We start from the raw sequence: 18222 nt of genomic DNA, 5'->3' as shown, positions 1-18222 counted from the left end.
GCGGGCGCAGCAGCCGATTATGCGGGACACGGCTTCTGGCCGCTGCCTGGGCCAACGCCGTGGATCAATAGCTGTAGGGAATCCACTCTCCGTTGCCCGACTTCATCAGATACTTGCCGGCCGCGTTGCGCATCACGATCACGTCGGCGTTTTCCGAGACGAAGGGCGTGGTCTCCGGTGCCTGCAGGCGATCGGTCAGCGGACGGGCGGAGTCGGCATAGGGACTGTCGCTCAGCAGGTCGCCAAGCAAGGTGAACAGGCCCAGGTAGCTCATGGGCTGGTTCACCACCACCGGCGCTGTGGACTCGGCCGCAGGGTCTTTTTTCTTCATGCCCACGAGCTTTACGCCAGCAGGCACCAGTGTGATGCGTGGGCCTGGAATCTCGCGCATGCCCGAAATCTGTATCTTGTCGCCGCGCAGCGATGCGCCGTGTTCAGGCACGAGCATCACCACCACCGGTTTACCCGCCGTTTCCAATTCCGTAATGAATTTGTCGAAATCAGCCATCAGCTGCACCAGGCGAGGCTTGTAGGTGTCCAGGCTGCTGCGGGAGGTCATGCCGGGCACGCGGTTGCCGTCGTGCAGTGAGATGGTGTTGTAGTACAGCGCCACGGGGGCGGCACCCCGCTCGCTGCTGCGCTTCTTCCACCACTGCGACAGCAGCGCGTGGTCGTTGTAGATCGGCGAGCCATCGAAGTTCTGCATGTGTACGGGCGCACTCTGGTTGGGCTGCAGCTTGCCCGCCAAACCGCCGCGCTGCTCCAGCGCATGGGCGTACTCTTCGTATACGCCGTCGTGGTTGAGCAGAGCCGCTGTCTGGTAGCCCACCTTCTCCAGGTTGGGAAACACGTAACACTGTGGATCGATGCCCTCGTACAGCTTGTTGTGGGGCGTTTGCCCGCACGAGCCGTGCAGCACGCGCAGCGAAGCCGGCCCGCTATAGCTGGCGGCGCTGTTGAAGTTGGTGAACAGCACGTCAAAGCGTTGGAGCAGCGGGTGGTTGCGCTGGCCCACAAACTCCATGTCGTCCCAGGACAGTGAGCATACGTGCAGCAGAATGATGTCGAAGGGGGGCGGTCCGCCTGCGGTGCTGAACTGCATCCGTTTATGGCTTTCGCTGGCATAGAACTTTTGCAGGAGGGCGTCGGGGTCTGCCGCGTCGGCGCCCGCCACGGAGGAGCCATCGCCAGTGTTGGCCTGGGCACTTCCGGCATCGGTGATCTGAGCCTCCCGCTCCTGGAGGGCTGCCACCACTGGCACGCTCAAGATGCCAACAAGGGCCAAGGTGGCAAAGCGCACGCGTCGCGCCAATGCTGCATAGAAAAAGACACCGGCCACAGCCATCGCCACAGCGGTGGGGTTGACCAGCCGCCCGGCCAACTCCATCCAGTAGTCGGCGCTGAAACCCGCGAGAGCCTTGAGCTGGGATAACACGCGTCCCAGGGTGGGCAGGTAGGAGTCGTAGTACAGCAGGGCAATCGCCGCTGGCCAGGCCAGCACGGCGCGGGTGCGTCTCAGCAGCCGGTGGCCGATGGGGGGCAGCAGCGCCAGCCACAGCAGAAGGTTCAGCCACCAGCTAAAACCGATGTAGCCCGTGAAGTACAGGCCGACCTTGGCCAGGAAGTACAGGTTCCAGTAGCTCATGCGCCCAGTCCCTGTTGTCTGCGTTGTCTCCCGGTGGGCCAGCGGGTGCGGGCAGCGTCGAGCAGCGATTCCCAGAACTTGCGGTAGCCGAGCACGCCGAGCTGGGCGATCTCCTGCAGGCCGTGCAAGGGGCGGTCGATGTCATGGCTGTCGTTCCATTGCAGCCAAGTGTCGGGGCGGGCAAAGGTGCATTGCACCAGGTCGATCTGTTGTTCGCGCGTCATGGGGTCGAATTGCAGGCCCGTGGCGCCCTGGCCCCGGTGCAGCATGATGGTGGCGGGGAAGGTGCATTCGGAATGGCCGCGCCACAGGCCCACTTGTACCTTTTCCCCCACTGCCGGTCGGATGCCTTCGGGCAGCTCCAGGCCCACTCCTGTCATGGAGAAGTCGATGCAGACGGCCTGGAGCACCGTACCGTCGTCCTGGTACAGCGTGGCCTGCAGCCGGGTTGCCACACGGTGCATGCGGCGCACCTGGCGCGCCTCGGAGGCCACGCCCAGCGCAGCCCCCAGCATGAGGATGCTGTAGACGGTCCACAGCAGGTTCAGCAGCACGGTGGCCGTTTCTTCCGTGTTCCAGAAGAACAGGCGCATGATCCCCATGCCAAAGGCTGCGAAGTTCAGCAGCACCAGCACGGTGTAGGGGCGCGAGATGGCCCAGTCGAAGTAGGGCTCATCCACCAGTCCGCCCTTGGCTGTCACGTTGAACTTGCCCAGGCGCGGGTTGATCAGCGCCACCGTGGTGGGCAGCGCCACGTACCAGGCCAGCACGGTCTCATAGACCTCGGCCCAGAATGTGTGCCGGTGCTCGCCTTGCACGTGTGCGTTGGCAATGTTGGATTGCAGGATGTAGGGCAGCACGTACAGCGCGATCATGATCGCGCCCGCGTTGATGATGTGCCACTCGAAGAACAGGAAGGCCATGGGCGCCGTGAGGAACACCAACCGCGGCAGTCCGAAGAAGAAGTGCACCATGGCATTGGCATAACAAATGCGCTGCCACAGCGTGAGGCCCTTGCCGAGGAAGGGGTTGTCTACGCGGAAGATCTGTGCCATGCCGCGCGCCCAACGGATGCGCTGCCCCACATGGGCCGACAGGCTCTCGGTGGCGAGGCCCGCGGCCTGGGTTTCGTTGATGTAGGCCGTGGTGTAGCCGCGCCGGTGCAGCTTGAGGGCCGTGTGTGCGTCCTCGGTCACGGTTTCCACGGCGATGCCACCCACCTCCAGCAGCGGGCCACGGCGGATCACGGCGCAGGAGCCGCAGAAGAAGGTGGCGTTCCAGAAATCGTTGCCATCCTGGATCAGCCCGTAGAACAGTGCGCCCTCGTTGGGCACGCGGCGGAAGGTGCCCAGGTTGCGTTCAAACGGGTCGGGCGAGAAGAAGTGATGCGGCGTCTGCAGCATGGCGCACTTCGGGTCGCGCTGGAACCAGCCCACGGCCGTGGTCAGGAATGAGCGTGTGGGGATGTGGTCGCAATCGAAAATGGCGATCAGCTCGCCGCCGGTTTTGCCCAGCGCGTGGTTCAGGTTGCCAGCCTTGGCGTGGTTGTTGTCGGGGCGCACGATGTAACCCACGTCCATGGACTCAGCGAACTCGCGGAATTCCTCGCGCCGACCATCGTCCAGGATGAAGACCTTCACCTTGTCCTTGGGCCAGTCCAGTGCCATGGACGCCAGCACGGTGGTCCGCACCACGCTCAGGGGTTCGTTGTAGGTGGGAATGTAGACATCGACGGTAGGCCAGGAGGCAGGTTGGCCCTGCAGGTCGGCCGGGCGGCGGTGCAGGGGCCAGGCGGTCTGGATGAATCCGAGCACCACTACCAGCCACGTGTAGGCTTCGGCGGCCAGCAGGCCGTAGCCCAGGAAGGATTCAATGGCCGATTCGAACTCGATGGACGAGGTCACCCGCCACCAGGCATAGCGCCCCATGGCCAGCAGGCTGATGGCCGCCAGTGCCAGCGAGGGGTAGCGCCCTGGCAGGCGGCGCAGCACCAGCGACAGGCCCCAGCAAAGCAGCATGAACAGTGTCTGCCCGAGCCAGTTGAAGGGGGTCGTCATGACGACCAGCCCGGCCAGAAGGCCCACGGCCAGCACCACCCACCGGAGCCCGGGAATTTCCATGAGGGGGGACAGCACCTGGTCGGCCAGGCGCATGCCCTTCTCCACGCTGACATGGGTGGCCAACCGGTCCATGGCGCGCAGGAAGAGGCGTATGGGCCAGAACACCCCGTTCAGAAGCAGGGCCAGGCCTTTCCAGCCCCAGCGCAGCACAAACACCAGTCCTGCGAGCAGCCAGCGCCCCGGCTGAAGGAGCCAAGGCAGCAGTGCACGCTCGGGCGTGGCGGGCAGCACGACGCAGCGCCACAGCCACATCCACCAGGGTGCACCGGGTGTCACTTCCAGCTGCTGCGCAAGCCAGCGTATCCATTGCCCGACCCGGCCTGGCCCGGAGCCCTCGTTCGCAGGGTCTTGCTGAGGCTGTGGTGTATTTGCGCGGGGCGCCACCCCCGTATCGTGCAGGTAGGTCATGGCAGGGTGGCGCCGGGCACCAGCATGGACGCAGGGGCCGCACGCTGGCCTTCCAGCCAGTTGCACACGCCCTGCAGGTCGTGGGCAGACTGTGCGTGGGGCGCCAGACTGCCCACACACATGGCGCGGGCCAGCGCGCGCGCGACGTTCTCATCCTCGTGCAAGGTGTAGGGGATGAGGTGCTCTCCCCATTGTTCACGCAGGGTCTGCAAAGCCTCGCGATGGGAGACCCGGCGCGGATCGAAGCGGGTGACCAGCACACCCTGCTCGCCGGGGGCTGCGGTAGCGCCGCGCAGCAGGGTTTGCACACTGCCCAGGGCGGCACAGGCGCGGGCAGAGGCTTCCAGAGCGACCAGCACGGTGTCGGCACACCGCAGTGCGGCCTGGGCCCAGGGTAAGGGCCACAAGGGAGTGTCCAGCAGCACGGTGCTGTCAGAGGGGATGTCCAGCAGTTCGATTTGGTCCTGCAGCCAGCGTGGCTGCACCTGCAACAGCTGGTGCAGGGTGCTGATGGTTTCCAGGGAAGCCGCTCCAAAAGGCAGGACTCGCACGCCATCCGAGTTGTCAAATCCGTTTTCAGCCCACCATTGCCCGTCCGCCGCCGCGCGGGCCCAGCCAGCGGTGCTGGCCTCGTGCATGCCCAGGTGCCGCCCCAGCAGGTTCTGGGCGCACAGCTCCACCGCCAGGCTGCGCTGGCCCTGGCGCGCCAGGAGGGTGGCCAAATGGGCAGTCAGGGTGGTTCGCCCCACTCCTCCGAGTGGCGATACAACGGCAATCACACGCATGCAAAGTCTCTGTTCATTCGTTCACTCAAGGTGCGGAAGGTGGCGTTGGCGCACCGGCCGCATCCGTTTGCGGTAGTTCGGGCCGGTAGGGCCTCACGCAGCGCAGTGGCTGGCGTGCCCGTTGCGCACGGCGCAGCAGCAACCAGCATGACCAGGCCAGCAGGGCTCCCAGCAGCATGTAGAGCAGCAGCATCAACAGCGTCATGCCACGGATCTCCCGGCAGGGTGCGGCACGGCGCGCCGTGCAATGGGGCAGCGCTGCACGCTGGGGCCTGTCGCGACATGCACGGCGCCGATGTCCGCAGGCAATGCGGGCAATGCAGGCCGTGTGGACGAGGGAAGAGGGGGCATGAAAGCTGGCGCAGCAGTGGTGACTGCCGGCGCCGCTGGTGTGTGGCCGAGCAGCGCACTGTAGTCGGGCAAGCCCTTGCGCGAGGCCTCTTGAAGGTGGCCGGTCATGGCTCGGATGCCTGTGTCCGAGCAGTCGGTGGCTTCGGATGAGAACAACTGGGTCAAGGGCAGAGCAAAAAGGCGGTGCAGCGCCAGACCCACATCGGGTTCACGGCAGGCGAACAGGAAGACGTACACCGATTCATGGTCGGCAGTGAAGAGGTCGCCGTCGCGTGCGGTGTGGCAGGCGCGCAGGGCATCCAGGTGCGGGATCTGCGCCAGCACGTTCAGTCGCACCAGGCTGTGCGACAGGCCGATCGCATGTGTGCGGTCCAGCATGCTGCGCACCAGTGCACAGAACTGCGCCGGCGGCTGGTAGCCCCGCTCGCGTGCAGGCATGAAGCTGCCCAGCGCCTGCTCGTAGTCCGGGTGCACCTTGCGGGTGTGGCTTTGGGCGTTGATGTCCTGCAGCAGCTGCAGGAGCCGCGAAAACCCCACCTCCTTGTAGACCACGGCACTGGCGCCCAGTTGCAGCAGGGCCTGCTCGCTGTGTGTGCGCAGCTTTCCCAGGTTTTCCCGCACCACGATCTTGAGCGTGAGCGGGCGCGACAGGCGCAGCTGATGCACCAGGCGTGCACGGGATTCGAAGTCTGACGCCTGGCCCGCATCCAGGAGCACGGTGGCAGCCACACTGGCGGCGGCCGCTATCTCCAGGTCGGCGAGGCCCTCGACGATGCGCCAGTGGCCGGGCACGCCACGCTGGCCTTCGATGGAAGCGCGCGTGGCGATGACCTCGGACTGGTCCGCCGCTTCGACCAGTTCGCGCGCGGCCCCCCGCGTGCGCGTGCCGTCGGCAGCCAGGCGGCCCGTTGTGTCGTCGCGCAGCAGCCCGAACGCCGTCTGGAAGAGCGCGCCGCCATCGGTATTCCAGCGCTCCAGGCCCAGGCTCCAGCGGTCCGCATCGGTGCGCAAGGTGGCAATGTGCATGGACATCTGGCACAGATTGCGCAAGGCGGGCAGAAGCACTTCAGGCTCCAGCGGCGGGAAGAACCCCAGCACCACAGGGCGTGCACGCTCGCGGCACACGGCGCTGAGCTGGCGGCTTACCCGGGCCAGCTCCGCCACGCTGAGGCCTGCCAGCAGGCCCTGGGCGTCACAGACAAACAGCGCATGTGCATTGCTCAGGCCCGTGCGCTCCAGTTCCTGCATCAAGGAGAGAAGCCCATGTCGCCGCAGCTCGGGCTGCAGGCCAGGCGAGAGCACCCATAGCTGCAAGCCGCCGGCGCGGTAGGCGGCCTGCAGGGCTGGGCGCCGCAGCAGCCCGTCCACCCATGACGTGTCGGATGCGACCAGGCCCACGGAGCCTGCAGCGAGGGCGTCCTCCAGCAGTGCGGGGAACCACAGCGCAGCGCTGGGCGCATCGGCTGCGACCAGGGAGACAGGGACATGCGCAGGCAACTGGCCCACGCCATCGGGCAGACCTTGGATACCGATGTGCATGGGGGTTGCGCCACCGTCAGGCCCACGGCCAGGGGAAAGGCGCAGGCGCCGGAGCCAGGTGCGCGCCCGCCCTGGAGGCAGAAGGCTTTTGCGCGGGGGAGAAGAGGCGGTGGACATCTCAGAAACTCGAATAAGGCTGGACGGGGCGCGGGCGGTTTTCCAGCGGCGCCAGCACCGGGTCAAAGCGATAACGGCCGTACACCATGAGGTTGGTGGGGGCGTAGTAGGCGGAGCGGTCCAGCTCCAGCTGGGCACCGAGCGAAAGATTGCGTGTGACCTGGTACTCCAGCACGCCCCGGAACGACCGGCCAACCCCTGAGCCTGAACTGCCTGGGTACACCGGGAAATTGCCGCTTTCCGCCAGGCGCGCACGCGCCAGCGCCTGCAGTAGCGCGCTCTGCGGGAAGTAATCGCTGTCGGCGCTGCTGCTGCGCGATACCGATACCGAACCCCGCGCCAGCCAGGTGAGGGCCCCGTGGCGACCGCTCCATTCCACAGGCAGTGCAAGGGAAGCATAGCTGCGTGGACTGTAGTAGCCACCGTGGCCAAAGCTGTACTCCGACAAGTCTTTGCCGTAGTGCCAGGCGGAAAACGCCACGCCCATGTTGACCACGCTGTGGCTGCTGCGCCAGACGTCGCGGTCCACAGCCACGCGCAGTTGGGCGCGGGTGTTGTTTTCCACGTTCTTGCCGGTCAGGGCTGCGAGATTCAGGCTCACCGAGCCGCTGTAGGGACCGAAGTCGGTGGACAGGCGCGCCGCGGCGCCGGTGGCCACCACGCCACCCCAGATCTCGCCGGAGACGGGATCGCGGGCACCGGCATAGGACAGCAGGCTGCCTGTGATGGGGCGACGGAAAGCTTCGAGCTTGTAGCCGTAGCGGCCCAGGGTGCCGGTTTTGGCCAGCCCCCCCACCACGTTGGTCACCGGGAAGCCCACGCCGGTGGCTCCAATGTCCCATTGGATGTCGTCGCCCACGAAACCGAAGCCCAGGTTGGTGCCTGCGCCACGCTGGCGGCGGGAGGTTAGGGGCGAGCCTGGGGGCAGGGCGGCCATCTGGCCAAAGTCCAGCAGGTCCGAGCCATCGGCAGGCAAGTCCCCTGCGTTGAGCTTGACCCGGTCCACATGCAGAAAATAGTGCCCGTCGTAGCCGCGTGGCATCCAGGCGACGAGGGGGCGCTCCCAGCCGCGCAGGCTGGAGATTCCCTCGGTGGAATTCTTTCGCAGCCCGGTGTGCGCGGCCTCGATCCAGACCTGTCGCCGGGCTTCGATGGCGTCGATCTCGCCCTGGATCTTGGCCACCACGACCGGATCCACGGGCAAAGACAGCGCGTAGCTCTTTTGCAGCGCCAGCGGGGGCTCTGCATCCATCGCCTCGGTCGGGATCGGTTCAGCTGTCGCTGCGGCGCCGCCACGCGTCTCCAGCATCAGAGCGCTGCGGAAAAACACCAGCGCCTGCGCATAGTTGCGGTTGGCGCGCTCCAGCCGCGCGGCATGCAGCAGGACGTCGCTGTCCTGGGGGAAAGCCTGCAGCAATCGCGTGGAAAGGGCCCGGGCTTCCTCCATACGGCCGGCGCGTTGCCAGATGCGCAGCAGCGCCAACTGCTGTCCGGCGTCGTTCGGGGGCAGATGGTCTTGCAGCCACAGGGCGTGTTCGGTGGCGCCCCTTGCATCGCCCAGCCGCGATAGCGCATCCGCCAGGGCCATGCGCAGGTCCAGGCCGTCGGGCTGCGCTTTGACCAGTGGTGCAAGCAGCTGGGCTGCGTCGGCATACTCGCCTGCCGCCATCAACAGGCGGGCCTGCGTTTGCGCACGCTGTTGGACCGCTTCGGGAGAAGCTGCCGGGGCTGGCAGCTGCAGTGGCTGGCGTGCCATGCGCACGGCTTCGGTCAGGTTACCGGCCTGGCGCTGCTGTTCGATGAGCCGCTCGCGGTGGGCGGTGTAGAGGGCTACGAGGCGCGCTTCTTGCTCGACGCTCCAGCCCGGTGATTGCAACAGGCGAGGCAGGTGTTCGGCCAGTGCAGCATCGTCCTGTGCGCGGTTGAGCAACTGGGCATGGTCGAGCTGCGTCTGTGGCTCCATGCGGGGCGTGCGCGCCGCCAACCGGTTGAACACTGCCACGCCTTGCAGGGGCTGTGCCCGGCGAAACCAGGCATTGGCCACGGCATAAAGCAGCTCGGCATCGGTGCCAGCGGTCTGCTCGGCCTGGGCGAGCAGGGCCTGCGCCTCGGCGGGCTGGCGGCTGGCGGTTGCCCGCGCCACCAGCGAGTTGACTGTGGAGCGCTGGATCAGCGCCTGCATCGATTCGGTGCGCTCGCCAGATGGAATCTGCGCCAAATCGGCCAGCGCCCCCTGGTCGTCATCCACCGCAGAGCGGATCAGCGCCCGCGCGTACAGCATGGCACTGCTGGCAGTTCCTGGTGGGGTGGCTGTGGCGCGTGCCATGCCTTCGTCCATGACATTCATTGCTTCCTTGGGCAGGTTCAGCCGCAGGTACAACCGTGCCAGGCGATGTCGCACCCAGGCGTCGCCCGGGGCCAGCACCACGGCAGCTTCGAGGGCGCGCAGCGCGGCACTGAGGCGCTGCGCCTGCAGGTGCTCTTCGGCCTGGGCGACCAAGATGTCGGCCTGCGTGCCTGCGAGCTTTGCGCTCAGTGCTGCGTCGCGAGTGGCGGCCTCGGCCAGCAAGGTAAGCGCTTTGCCTGAGCGCTGCGTGCGGGCATACAGGCTGGCCAACCCCTTGACGGCAGCGCTGCTGGTGGTGTCATGCCGCAGCGCGTCCAGATACAGGTTTTCTGCCAGCGCGTGGTCTCCCTGCAGGTCGCGGATGCTGGCCAGCGTGGTCAGCGCCTCTGCGTTGCCGGGTTGCAGGGCCAGCGCCCGCTCGGCCAGGTTCGCGGCTGTAGACAGTTCGTTCTTCTCGATGGCCCGGTCTGCCTGCCGCAGAAAGCCCCAGAACCGGGCCGTCTCCTGTAGCTCTTTCCATTTGCCCTGGCGGGTCAGCGCATAGGCCTGGCCGAACAGCTCCTGGGCCTGGGCATGTTCACCCCGGCGCAGACGGATGAGTCCGAGGTTGCCCAGGCTGTCGCCATCGCTGGGGCGCAAGGCCAGTGCGGCCTGGAGCTGTTCTTCGGCCAATTCGGTGTTGCCCTGGTCCAGGGCTGCCCGTGCAGCATTGCGTGCCAGGTTGGCGGGGTCGCGGGCTGCCCGTGCGGCGCGCTCCACGGCCTGTTGCATGGCGGCCAGGCGATCTTCCATGGCCTGGTCGCCGGGGTAGCGCTGCAGAAAGGCACGCACGCGGGGCAGGTTGGCGGAGGTGTTGGCCAGCCGGTCCATGGCACGGCGCCACAGGTCCTGCAATTGTTGGGCGTTGACATCGGGTTGCGTGGCCAGCGATTCGATTTCCTGCACCACGGTAGTGGGGTTCTCGCTCTGGTACATGCGCATTTCGAGCTGCGCCAGGCGATAGCGCGATTCACCGGTCTCCTGGTACAGCTTGCCCAGCTGGCGCAGTGAGTCGGCATTGCGCTTGGTGCTGGAGCCGAGGATCTGGTGATATTCCAGCGCCAGTCCACCCAAGGTAGGGGGGCCTTGCGGGAACAGCTCGCGCGCCAGATCGGCGGCCTCGGCCTTGCGACCTGCACGCGCCATGAGGCGCATTTGCGAGAGTTTTTCGCGTTCGCTGCCGTAGACCCGCACCAGGGTCTCCAGCTCCTGAGTCACCGCGTGGCCCGGGTGGCGGCTGCGCAGGGTGTCGAGGATGCGCTTGGCTTCGTCCATTTTTTTCTCGCGCAGCGCCAGGTCGCCGAGCGTGCCCAGTCCCTGCGGCGAATAGGGGTCCATGGCCAGGACCTTGTCCACCAACTGGCGGGCCATGTCGGGGCGGTTTTTGGATGCCCACATGCGGGCACCGCTGAGCAGTTCGGCTTCGACGGCCGACGGCGTGCTGGCATGCACGCCCTGGGCGGGGGGAAGGCAGGCTGCGGCCAGCAGGGTGATGGAAGGCAGCCAATGGAGGGGGCGGCGGGGGGCTCGGGTCACGGTTTCCACCGTGCCAGGAGCTGGCCCGTTGCTGTGAAGCGGTACTGCCCCTCGAATGCACCCTGGCCAAACAGGGCCAGCACCTGCTCATAGTAGGCCTTGGGCCGCAGGGGGCGTGCCTCCAGGCGCATGCGCTGCGACTGCAGGGCCTTGTCATCCCCCATGGCACGCAGAAAGGGCAGCATCGCAGCCGAAAAGCCCGAGGGCGCAGGGCCCGAGGCCTGTCCGGTCAGGATATCGATGGATTCGGGCGGATAGCCCTGCTCGCGCACATAGCGGGCCATGGGCGCCAGGGTGTCGAGCAGCGCCTTGCGTCCGGGCGCGTCGGCATGCATCACACCGGCCCACAGGTATACACGGATGGCGTTGTAGGTGCCCTGGCCCTTTTCTTTGCCTTCGGTGTCGATCAGGAATCCCTGCTTGGCGTCGTACACCGTCCAGTCCGGGGTGAAGCCCTTGGGCGATGCGCCACGGATGACTTTGAGCGAGCTGTCCACCAGCTTTTTCCATTGCGGGTCGTAGTCACTGGCGGCCAGCCAGTGCATCAGGTGCATGGGCATGTAGCTGGGATTCAGGCGCCAGCGGCCGTTGGGCTGCGCGAACCCTTTGGGCGCGGGCAGCAGCGTGGGGCCCAGGCCCGGGATGTCGGCGGTTTCCTCGCGCAACACACGTGCAGCCAGCAGGGCCGAAAGGGCGCGGTAGCTGCGCTCGTTCCACAGCCGGCCGGCCTCGCCCAGCGCATAGGCAATCCACAGGTCGGCATCCGATGCGGCGTTGCTGTCGATCACACCCCATGTGCCGTCGGGGCGGCGGCCCCAGAGCCATGCAGGCAGGCGCGCGGTCATGTCGCCTTCGCAGAGGTTGTTCTCGGTCCAGCGCAACAGCTTGTCGAACATGGGCCGATCGTTTGCCACCAGTGCAAAGAAAAGTGCGTAGGACTGGCCTTCGGAATAGGTCTGGCCACCCCCATCATCGTCAGAGACCACACGGCCGCCTTCGTTGATGAATTGGGCTTTGAAAGCGTCCCAGGCGGGCCAGGCGGTGCGGCCTCCGCCCGCTGCGGCTGGCTGGGCCTGTGCGCTCGGTAAGCAGGCCAGCAGGGCGGCACTGGCGCAGGTCTGCAAGGCGGCGCGGCGATGAACGGGCTTAGTCATGGTGTGCAGCCAGTCGGCGCCGCGCCATGCTGCGCAGCGCTGCGTAGACGATGAAAGTCAGCAGCAGGCCAGTGCCAATGCCCACGAGGGCCAGCAGCAGCGGATGGCTGTGCATGTGGAACCATAGGCGCTGCCACCAGGGCAGGTCACCTACGTAGTACACCGGCTTGATGCGGAAGCTTTCGATGGCGTCGCCGCGCATCAGTCCCAGGTCGCCACGCAGGCTCTTGATTTTGCCCGCGTCATTCAGGCCCTGGCTCAAGAGGGACATGGCATCCTTGTCGGTGGCGGTAAGGGCTACCACGCTGCGCCCGCTGCTCAGGGGCGATTCGAAGCCCGTCACGGCTGCCAGCGGGCCTTTGCCCTGCAACACGGCCTGGCCCCCCGAAGCCGACAGGCGCTGGTGGGGCTCCAGGTTGAAAAGATCGAAGAATGAACCCATCGCGCGTTCCAGCGGTTGCACCGAACGTGCGCCCGCTGCCAGCAGGGCTGGCAGGTGGCTCTTCCATTTTTCAAGCAGTCCGTCGCTGTCACCCTGGGAAATGACCAGGATGTCGGTGTCGGCCGCCTTGTCGGCCTCGGCCGCGCTGAGCAACTTGAAGCGCGTACCGGGATAGCCGGTGGACGCGCTCATGCGGCCCACGGCCGTGAGAAACACTTCCACGTCGGATGGCGTCGGCCGGTTCGGCAGGATGATGGACGTCTGCGCCAGATCGGGCACCCGCGTAAACGGGAAACCGCTGTTGGCATAGGCCGCCAGGTTGGGCATGGCCAGGTAGTGGCGGAAAGCCGTGAGGTCGATGGTGGACTGCGGGTCGATGGCTGCGAACAACTCGGTGGGCGGTGCCGAGCGACAGCGGCCAAGATCGTTGGGAGGGATCTGGAAGGCAAACTGCAGCTGGTTGTCGCCACCGATCATGAAGGCCGGGATCTTCAGGTCCGAACGGGTCTGGGCACTGCCATCGTCGAACAGCGGCAGCATGATGGTGCTCTTGCCACTGGTGCGGTCTTCGCGCGACTGCAGCGGGTAGGACTGGATGAACTGGTTGTTGATCGAGATATTGAGCGCCCCATGGTCCGAGACACTGTTGGGCGTGTAGCGGTAGGTCAGGTCCAGCGGCACACCCTTGGCGTTCCAGGTGAACAGGTCAGGCGCCATGCGGGTGTAGACGTTCACCGTGTCGTTGAGCACCGCGCCGCGCAGCTGAAGCTCCGAAGCGCTGGACACCAGTTCTGCCAGCTTCACAGGCCGTTGGGTCGTGATCCACCGGGGTGCGTCGTACGGCTTGGCCAGGGCCGGGTACTCCAGCGACTTGACGGTGATGCTCTGCCCCGAGAGCGCAGCTTTGCCCAGGGCCAGAGCGTCGGCCGCCATCTGCAACTGCGCATCGTCCTTGCCCAGCACCAGCAGCAGCTTGGCCCCCGGCATGTCGGGGTGTGGCACGACGGACAGCGTGGGTTCTTCCACCGCTGGAAGGGTCTGCAGGAAGGCGGGGCGGTTGTTGTTGGTGGCCAGTACCACGGCGTGCTGTCGTGGCAGCTGGTTTTCAAACACCGGGAACTGGTTGCCACGGTAGCCTGCCAGCATGCCGATCCAGCTTGCAACGGAGCCCGACGCCTTGAGTGTGCCCATGCTGGGCTTGTCGCCGTACACAAAAGGCAGGTTGACGGGCCGGTTGTCACGTGGGTCGAAGAACGGTGCGGGCAGCAGGGCCAGATCGTCGCGCAGCGGGATCTGGCGCAGCGAGAGTTCGAGCTGGCTTTCGTTGCTGATGGTGGCCCACAAGCTCGAATGGTTGGGCGTTTCGCATTCCATCGTGTAGTGGCCGATGAACTGGAAGCGGAAACGGTTGTAGTCGGTGAAGTAGCGTGGGTCGATGTTGAGTTCGACGGTCTGTGGTGTGCCCAGACGCTCTTTGTCGAGGACAAGGGTTTGCAGCGTTTCGTCGTTGAGCATCACCTTGAGGTGCGACAGCACCGGGATCAAGGCAGGCGACAGCGTGAAGGTCAGGCGCAGCCGGGCCGATTCCACCGCTTCGTCGCGCCGCACGCCCACGCCCACGCTGGCCTCGCTCTCCACGCCGCGCAGGGCGATGGGGCGCGCCACGCCAAGATCCTTGAGGCTGACCCTCCACTGCCGGGAGGGCAGTGGCGAGGGCGTTGCCACTGTTGCATGGGCTGCACTGGCTCCTGTGTCTGCGGGCGCCACCTTGCTGCGCACCACATCGCGTTCTGCCCTGGCCTGGTTGCGATCCTTGGCCCCGGCGTCACGCGATTTGAAGGACTGTGCATTGGCAACAGGGTGGGGCAGCGAGATCAGGCCGACGGCGATGAGTGCGAGCAGGATGGAGGGCGCGCCGGTTTTTTGGGGGCTGGATGTCACGGTGTTCTGGGTGTCTCGTTCCGGGTGAGGATGGCGTCGTGGGCTTACTTCACCGGTGTGTCATGTGTTTGACAAAGTGTAGCCACGCGTTTCGTCCGCAAATGGCCGGGAGACATTTGTTTGCAATCGCCGCCAGGCCTGGTGGGAGTGTTCCTGCCATGGGTACGAGGCGGGTGTGCGTTTGGATTCGTGGGTCAAAAAATGGCCGCCAGAACCACGCGCCATCACACTGCCTCAGCCTTTGGCGGTGGCAATGTGGATCGTGGGATGGTGGCCGTCTGGGGAGACGCATTCGTTGCCGCCTGAGGAGGGCGGACACCAAGGCCGTGTGGCCCGGAGGTCAGAGCATGCACCGGCAGGTTTCCGGGCGGTGCGCGCGTACTGGCTGCGAGAGGGGAGCAGTTGTTCTGAAAACAAAAAAGCCTGCTACTTATAGGTAGCAGGCTTTTTGTGCCTCGCGGCTTCGATTTGGTGGGTCCTGAGTGACTCGAACACTCGACCTACGGATTAAGAGTCCGCTGCTCTACCAACTGAGCTAAGAACCCAAATCTTTTTAAAATCTGTCTGCGTTGCTGCAGAGCCTCGAATTATGCACTAATTTTTTGGTCGTTAGCAAGTCGGGCCAAAAAATTTCACTGCATCGCGTTGCGGCTGGCCAGTTCCACAAAGAGGCCGCTGTGGTCCAGATCGCCCAGGCCATGCTCGACACCGTCGGCATACAGGGCTTCGAACAGTGCGGTGATGGGGGCATCAAAGCCTGTCTCATGGGCAGTGGCCATGGCGTTGCGCATGTCTTTGAGCTGCACGGCCATGCGGCCCCGGGGGGCGAAGTCGCGCTCCACCATGCGCTGGCCATGCAGTTGCAGGATGCGGCTGTCGGCAAAGCCACCGCTGATGGCCTCGCGGACCTTGGCCATGTCGGCCCCGCCCTTGGCCGCAAACAGCAGCGCCTCGGCCACGGCGCCAATCGTGATGCCCACGATCATCTGGTTGGCCAGTTTGGCGAGCTGTCCCGCACCATGGGGCCCAACATGGGTGGCGCGGCCCAGGGGGGTAAACACGGGCAGTGCGCGCTGAAAATCTTCGGGGCGGCCGCCGACCATGATGGCCAGGGTGCCCGCTTCGGCACCCACGGTGCCGCCGGAGACTGGCGCGTCCAGGTGCGCCACGCCCAGCTCGCCCAGGCGCGCGGCATGGTCACGCGCTTCGCTGGGCTGGATGGAGGCCATGTCGATGAACAGGCTGCCTTTGCGCATGGCCCGGGCGGCGCCCTGGTTAAACAGTACATGGCCGACCACGGGGCCGTTTTCGAGCAGGCTGATCACGATGTCGGCGTCCTGCACGGCTTCTGCGGGCGTATTGTTCACGGTGACACCATACAGGGCCAGCGGCTCTGCCTTCGCACGGGTGCGGTTCCAGGCCCGCACCGGGTGGCCCGCTTCGCTCAGGCGGCGGGCCATGGGCAGGCCCATCATGCCAATGCCGAGAACGGCGATGCGCAGGGGTGTAGTGGTCATGGCGTACTTCTTTTTTGCTGAGATGAAAGGCTGTCTCTGCTGCCATCATGTGCCTTTTTGGTGCACCAGCCTGTCACGGAGCTTGCAGCTTGGAGCGAATGGAAAGATGATGCCCGAAGCTGTTTTTGCCCAAGGAGACATCGCCCATGAGCTTGCCCCTGAACGACCCGGCCTGGCTGGAGCGCATGTACAACAACCGCGCGCTGGTTCCCGACCACATGGACTACCTGCAGCGCTGGGCACGGGATTCCGCGCAGGTGCGTGCCCAGGTGCCCTGTGTGCTGGATGTGGCGTATGGCGCGGGTGCTGGGGAAACCCTGGATGTTTTCCCCTCCACGCGCCCCGCCGGCGCCCCGGTGCCGGTGCTGGTGTTCATCCACGGCGGTTACTGGCGGGCCCTCGACAAATCCGACCATTCCTTCATCGCACCCCCGTTCAACCAGGCGGGCTTCTGTGTGGTGGTGGTGAACTACGCGCTGTGCCCGGGCACGCCCGAGGCGCCGGTCACGATTCCGCACATCGTGCGGCAGATGGAAAAAGCGGTTGCCTGGGTGGCGCGCAACATCGAGGCCCATGGCGGGGATGCGCGGCGCATCACCGTGGCCGGGCATTCGGCGGGCGGGCATCTGGCGGCCATGTTGCTGACGAGTGTGTGGCCGCTGATCGGTGCGGGCCTGCCGGATGGGCTGGTGCGCAACGCGCTGTCGATCTCGGGGCTGCACGACCTGGAGCCTTTGATGCACACCCCTTTTCTGCAAGAGGCGCTGCACCTGACCGACCAGCATGTGCTGCAGGACAGCCCCGCGCGCCTGCTGGCGCCCGAGCACGGCATTCTTTACTGCGTGGCGGGCGGGGATGAGAGCGAAGAATTCCACCGCCAGAATGGCCTGGTGCAGCAGGCCTGGGGTGTTCACTCGGTGCCGCGCTGCCAGGTGCTGCCGGGGCTGAACCACTTCAGCATCCTCGACACCCTGGCCCAGCCCGGCAAGGACCTGCACCACATGGCGCAGAACCTGCTGCGGATATAGCCTGCCGCGAGGCCGTGGCATGGTGCACGGCGCCCGGCAGCGCGGGCTCTACATCAGCAGGTGTTCGCCTGCGTTGTCGCCGCCCAGGATCACATAGTTCACCTTGCGGATGTCCATCAGCTTCTTGCCCCCGGCATAGCTGATGGAGCTTTGCACGTCCTGCTCCATCTCGATGAGCGTGTTGGCGAGCTGGCCCTTGATGGGCTCCAGGATGCGCTTGCCTTCGACATGCTTGTATTCGCCCTTGTTGAAGTCGCTGGCCGAGCCGTAGTACTCCTTGAACAGCGCGCCGTCCACTTCCACCGTCTTGCCGGGCGATTCCTCATGGCCTGCAAACAGCGAGCCGATCATCACCATGCTGGCACCAAAGCGAATGCTCTTGGCGATGTCGCCGTGGCTGCGGATGCCGCCGTCGGCAATGATGGGCTTGGTGGCCACACGCGCGCACCACTTCAGGGCCGACAGCTGCCAGCCGCCCGTGCCAAAACCGGTCTTGAGCTTGGTGATGCACACCTTGCCCGGGCCCACGCCCACCTTGGTGGCATCGGCGCCCCAGTTTTCCAGGTCGATCACGGCCTCGGGGGTGGCCACATTGCCCGCAATCACAAAGGACTTGGGCAGCTTGTCCTTCAGGTAGCCGATCATGTTCTTCACGCTGTCGGCATGGCCGTGGGCGATGTCGATGGTGATGTACTCGGGCGTGAGACCCAGGGCCACCAGCTGGTCCACGGTGTCGTAGTCGGGCTGCTTCACGCCCAGCGAAATGGATGCGTAGCAGCCCTGTGCGTGCATGTCCTTCACGAACTGGACGTTGTCCAGGTCAAAGCGGTGCATCACGTAGAAGTAGCCGTTCTTCGCCATCCAGGTGCAGATTTTTTCGTCCACCACCGTTTTCATGTTGGACGGCACCACGGGCAGGCGGAACGAGCGCCCGCCCAGCTCCACGCTGGCATCGCATTCCGAGCGGCTTTCCACCCGGCACTTGCGCGGCAGCAAAAGGATGTTGTCGTAGTCGAAGATTTCCATGAGATTCCAAGCTCCTTTGAAAGGCGCTGCCAAACCATTTCAGCAGCGTGGGGCGCTTGGCTTGGGACCGGCTTGGTTTGTGGGCGGGGCCGTGGTGGCCGCTCCGAGCCCCGCAATGCGCGGGCACAAAAAACCGGGCGACAAGAAACTTGGGCCCGGTGATTGATTCTACCCGCCTGTGCGGCAGACCCTATAACACTGATGGTATGAGCGGTATCACGGGCACC

The 18222-nt window shown here is 65.6% G+C and carries 11 protein-coding genes and 1 tRNA gene; 1 reads left to right on the top strand and 11 read right to left on the bottom strand.

Going from position 1 to position 18222, the window contains the following annotated elements:
* Window positions 1-64: 64 nt before the first annotated feature.
* From bcsG to AC07Z7_RS05005, 10 genes are all read right to left on the bottom strand, one after another.
* Entirely contained in the window at window positions 65-1645 is a 1581-nt protein-coding gene (bcsG, locus tag AC07Z7_RS05050; protein ID WP_494765546.1) for a cellulose biosynthesis protein BcsG, read from the bottom strand.
* Window positions 1642-4173 carry a UDP-forming cellulose synthase catalytic subunit gene (gene bcsA / locus AC07Z7_RS05045; protein ID WP_494765545.1) on the bottom strand — a complete coding sequence of 844 codons (2532 nt, stop codon included), beginning with the start codon at window positions 4171-4173 and terminating at the stop codon, window positions 1642-1644. Before bcsA ends, bcsG begins: the two co-directional genes overlap by 4 nt.
* Entirely contained in the window at window positions 4170-4958 is a 789-nt protein-coding gene (gene bcsQ, locus AC07Z7_RS05040) for a cellulose biosynthesis protein BcsQ (protein ID WP_494765544.1), read from the bottom strand. Before bcsQ ends, bcsA begins: the two co-directional genes overlap by 4 nt.
* A 25-nt stretch (window positions 4959-4983) precedes the next feature.
* Window positions 4984-5163 carry a hypothetical protein gene (locus AC07Z7_RS05035; protein WP_494765543.1) on the bottom strand — a complete coding sequence of 60 codons (180 nt, stop codon included), beginning with the start codon at window positions 5161-5163 and terminating at the stop codon, window positions 4984-4986.
* On the bottom strand, window positions 5160-6848 hold the full coding sequence (gene bcsE / locus AC07Z7_RS05030) for a cellulose biosynthesis protein BcsE (protein ID WP_494765542.1): 1689 nt from the start codon (window positions 6846-6848) through the stop codon (window positions 5160-5162). Before bcsE ends, AC07Z7_RS05035 begins: the two co-directional genes overlap by 4 nt.
* A gap of 118 nt (window positions 6849-6966) precedes the next feature.
* The gene (locus tag AC07Z7_RS05025; RefSeq protein ID WP_494765541.1) at window positions 6967-10887 is read right to left on the bottom strand and encodes a cellulose synthase subunit BcsC-related outer membrane protein; all 3921 of its coding nucleotides are present in this window, start codon (window positions 10885-10887) and stop codon (window positions 6967-6969) included.
* A complete protein-coding gene (gene bcsZ, locus AC07Z7_RS05020; RefSeq protein WP_494765540.1) occupies window positions 10884-12041 on the bottom strand; it encodes a cellulose synthase complex periplasmic endoglucanase BcsZ in 1158 nt (385 codons plus the stop codon). The genes AC07Z7_RS05025 and bcsZ overlap by 4 nt, the downstream gene beginning before the upstream one ends.
* Window positions 12034-14424, bottom strand: a complete 2391-nt coding sequence (bcsB, locus tag AC07Z7_RS05015; protein WP_494765539.1) for a cellulose biosynthesis cyclic di-GMP-binding regulatory protein BcsB — start codon at window positions 14422-14424, stop codon at window positions 12034-12036. The genes bcsZ and bcsB overlap by 8 nt, the downstream gene beginning before the upstream one ends.
* A 469-nt stretch (window positions 14425-14893) precedes the next feature.
* Window positions 14894-14969, bottom strand: a tRNA-Lys gene (locus AC07Z7_RS05010).
* 87 nt (window positions 14970-15056) lie between these two features.
* Window positions 15057-15965 carry an NAD(P)-dependent oxidoreductase gene (locus tag AC07Z7_RS05005; RefSeq protein WP_494765593.1) on the bottom strand — a complete coding sequence of 303 codons (909 nt, stop codon included), beginning with the start codon at window positions 15963-15965 and terminating at the stop codon, window positions 15057-15059.
* Between the two features lie 122 nt (window positions 15966-16087).
* Between AC07Z7_RS05005 and AC07Z7_RS05000 the strand changes: the two genes are divergently transcribed.
* Window positions 16088-16969 (top strand): alpha/beta hydrolase, encoded by an 882-nt coding sequence (locus AC07Z7_RS05000; protein ID WP_494765538.1) that lies wholly within the window; start codon window positions 16088-16090, stop codon window positions 16967-16969.
* A gap of 48 nt (window positions 16970-17017) precedes the next feature.
* Here AC07Z7_RS05000 and AC07Z7_RS04995 read toward each other — a convergent pair whose 3' ends face one another.
* Complete coding sequence (locus AC07Z7_RS04995; protein WP_094285413.1) at window positions 17018-17995, bottom strand: GMP reductase; 978 nt, start codon at window positions 17993-17995, stop codon at window positions 17018-17020.
* Window positions 17996-18222 lie beyond the last annotated feature (227 nt).

The organism is Acidovorax sp. GW101-11A03, from assembly GCF_059424825.1.
The sequence above is the reverse complement of the archived record's forward strand: the minus strand, read 5'-3'. Positions and strand labels throughout refer to the sequence as shown.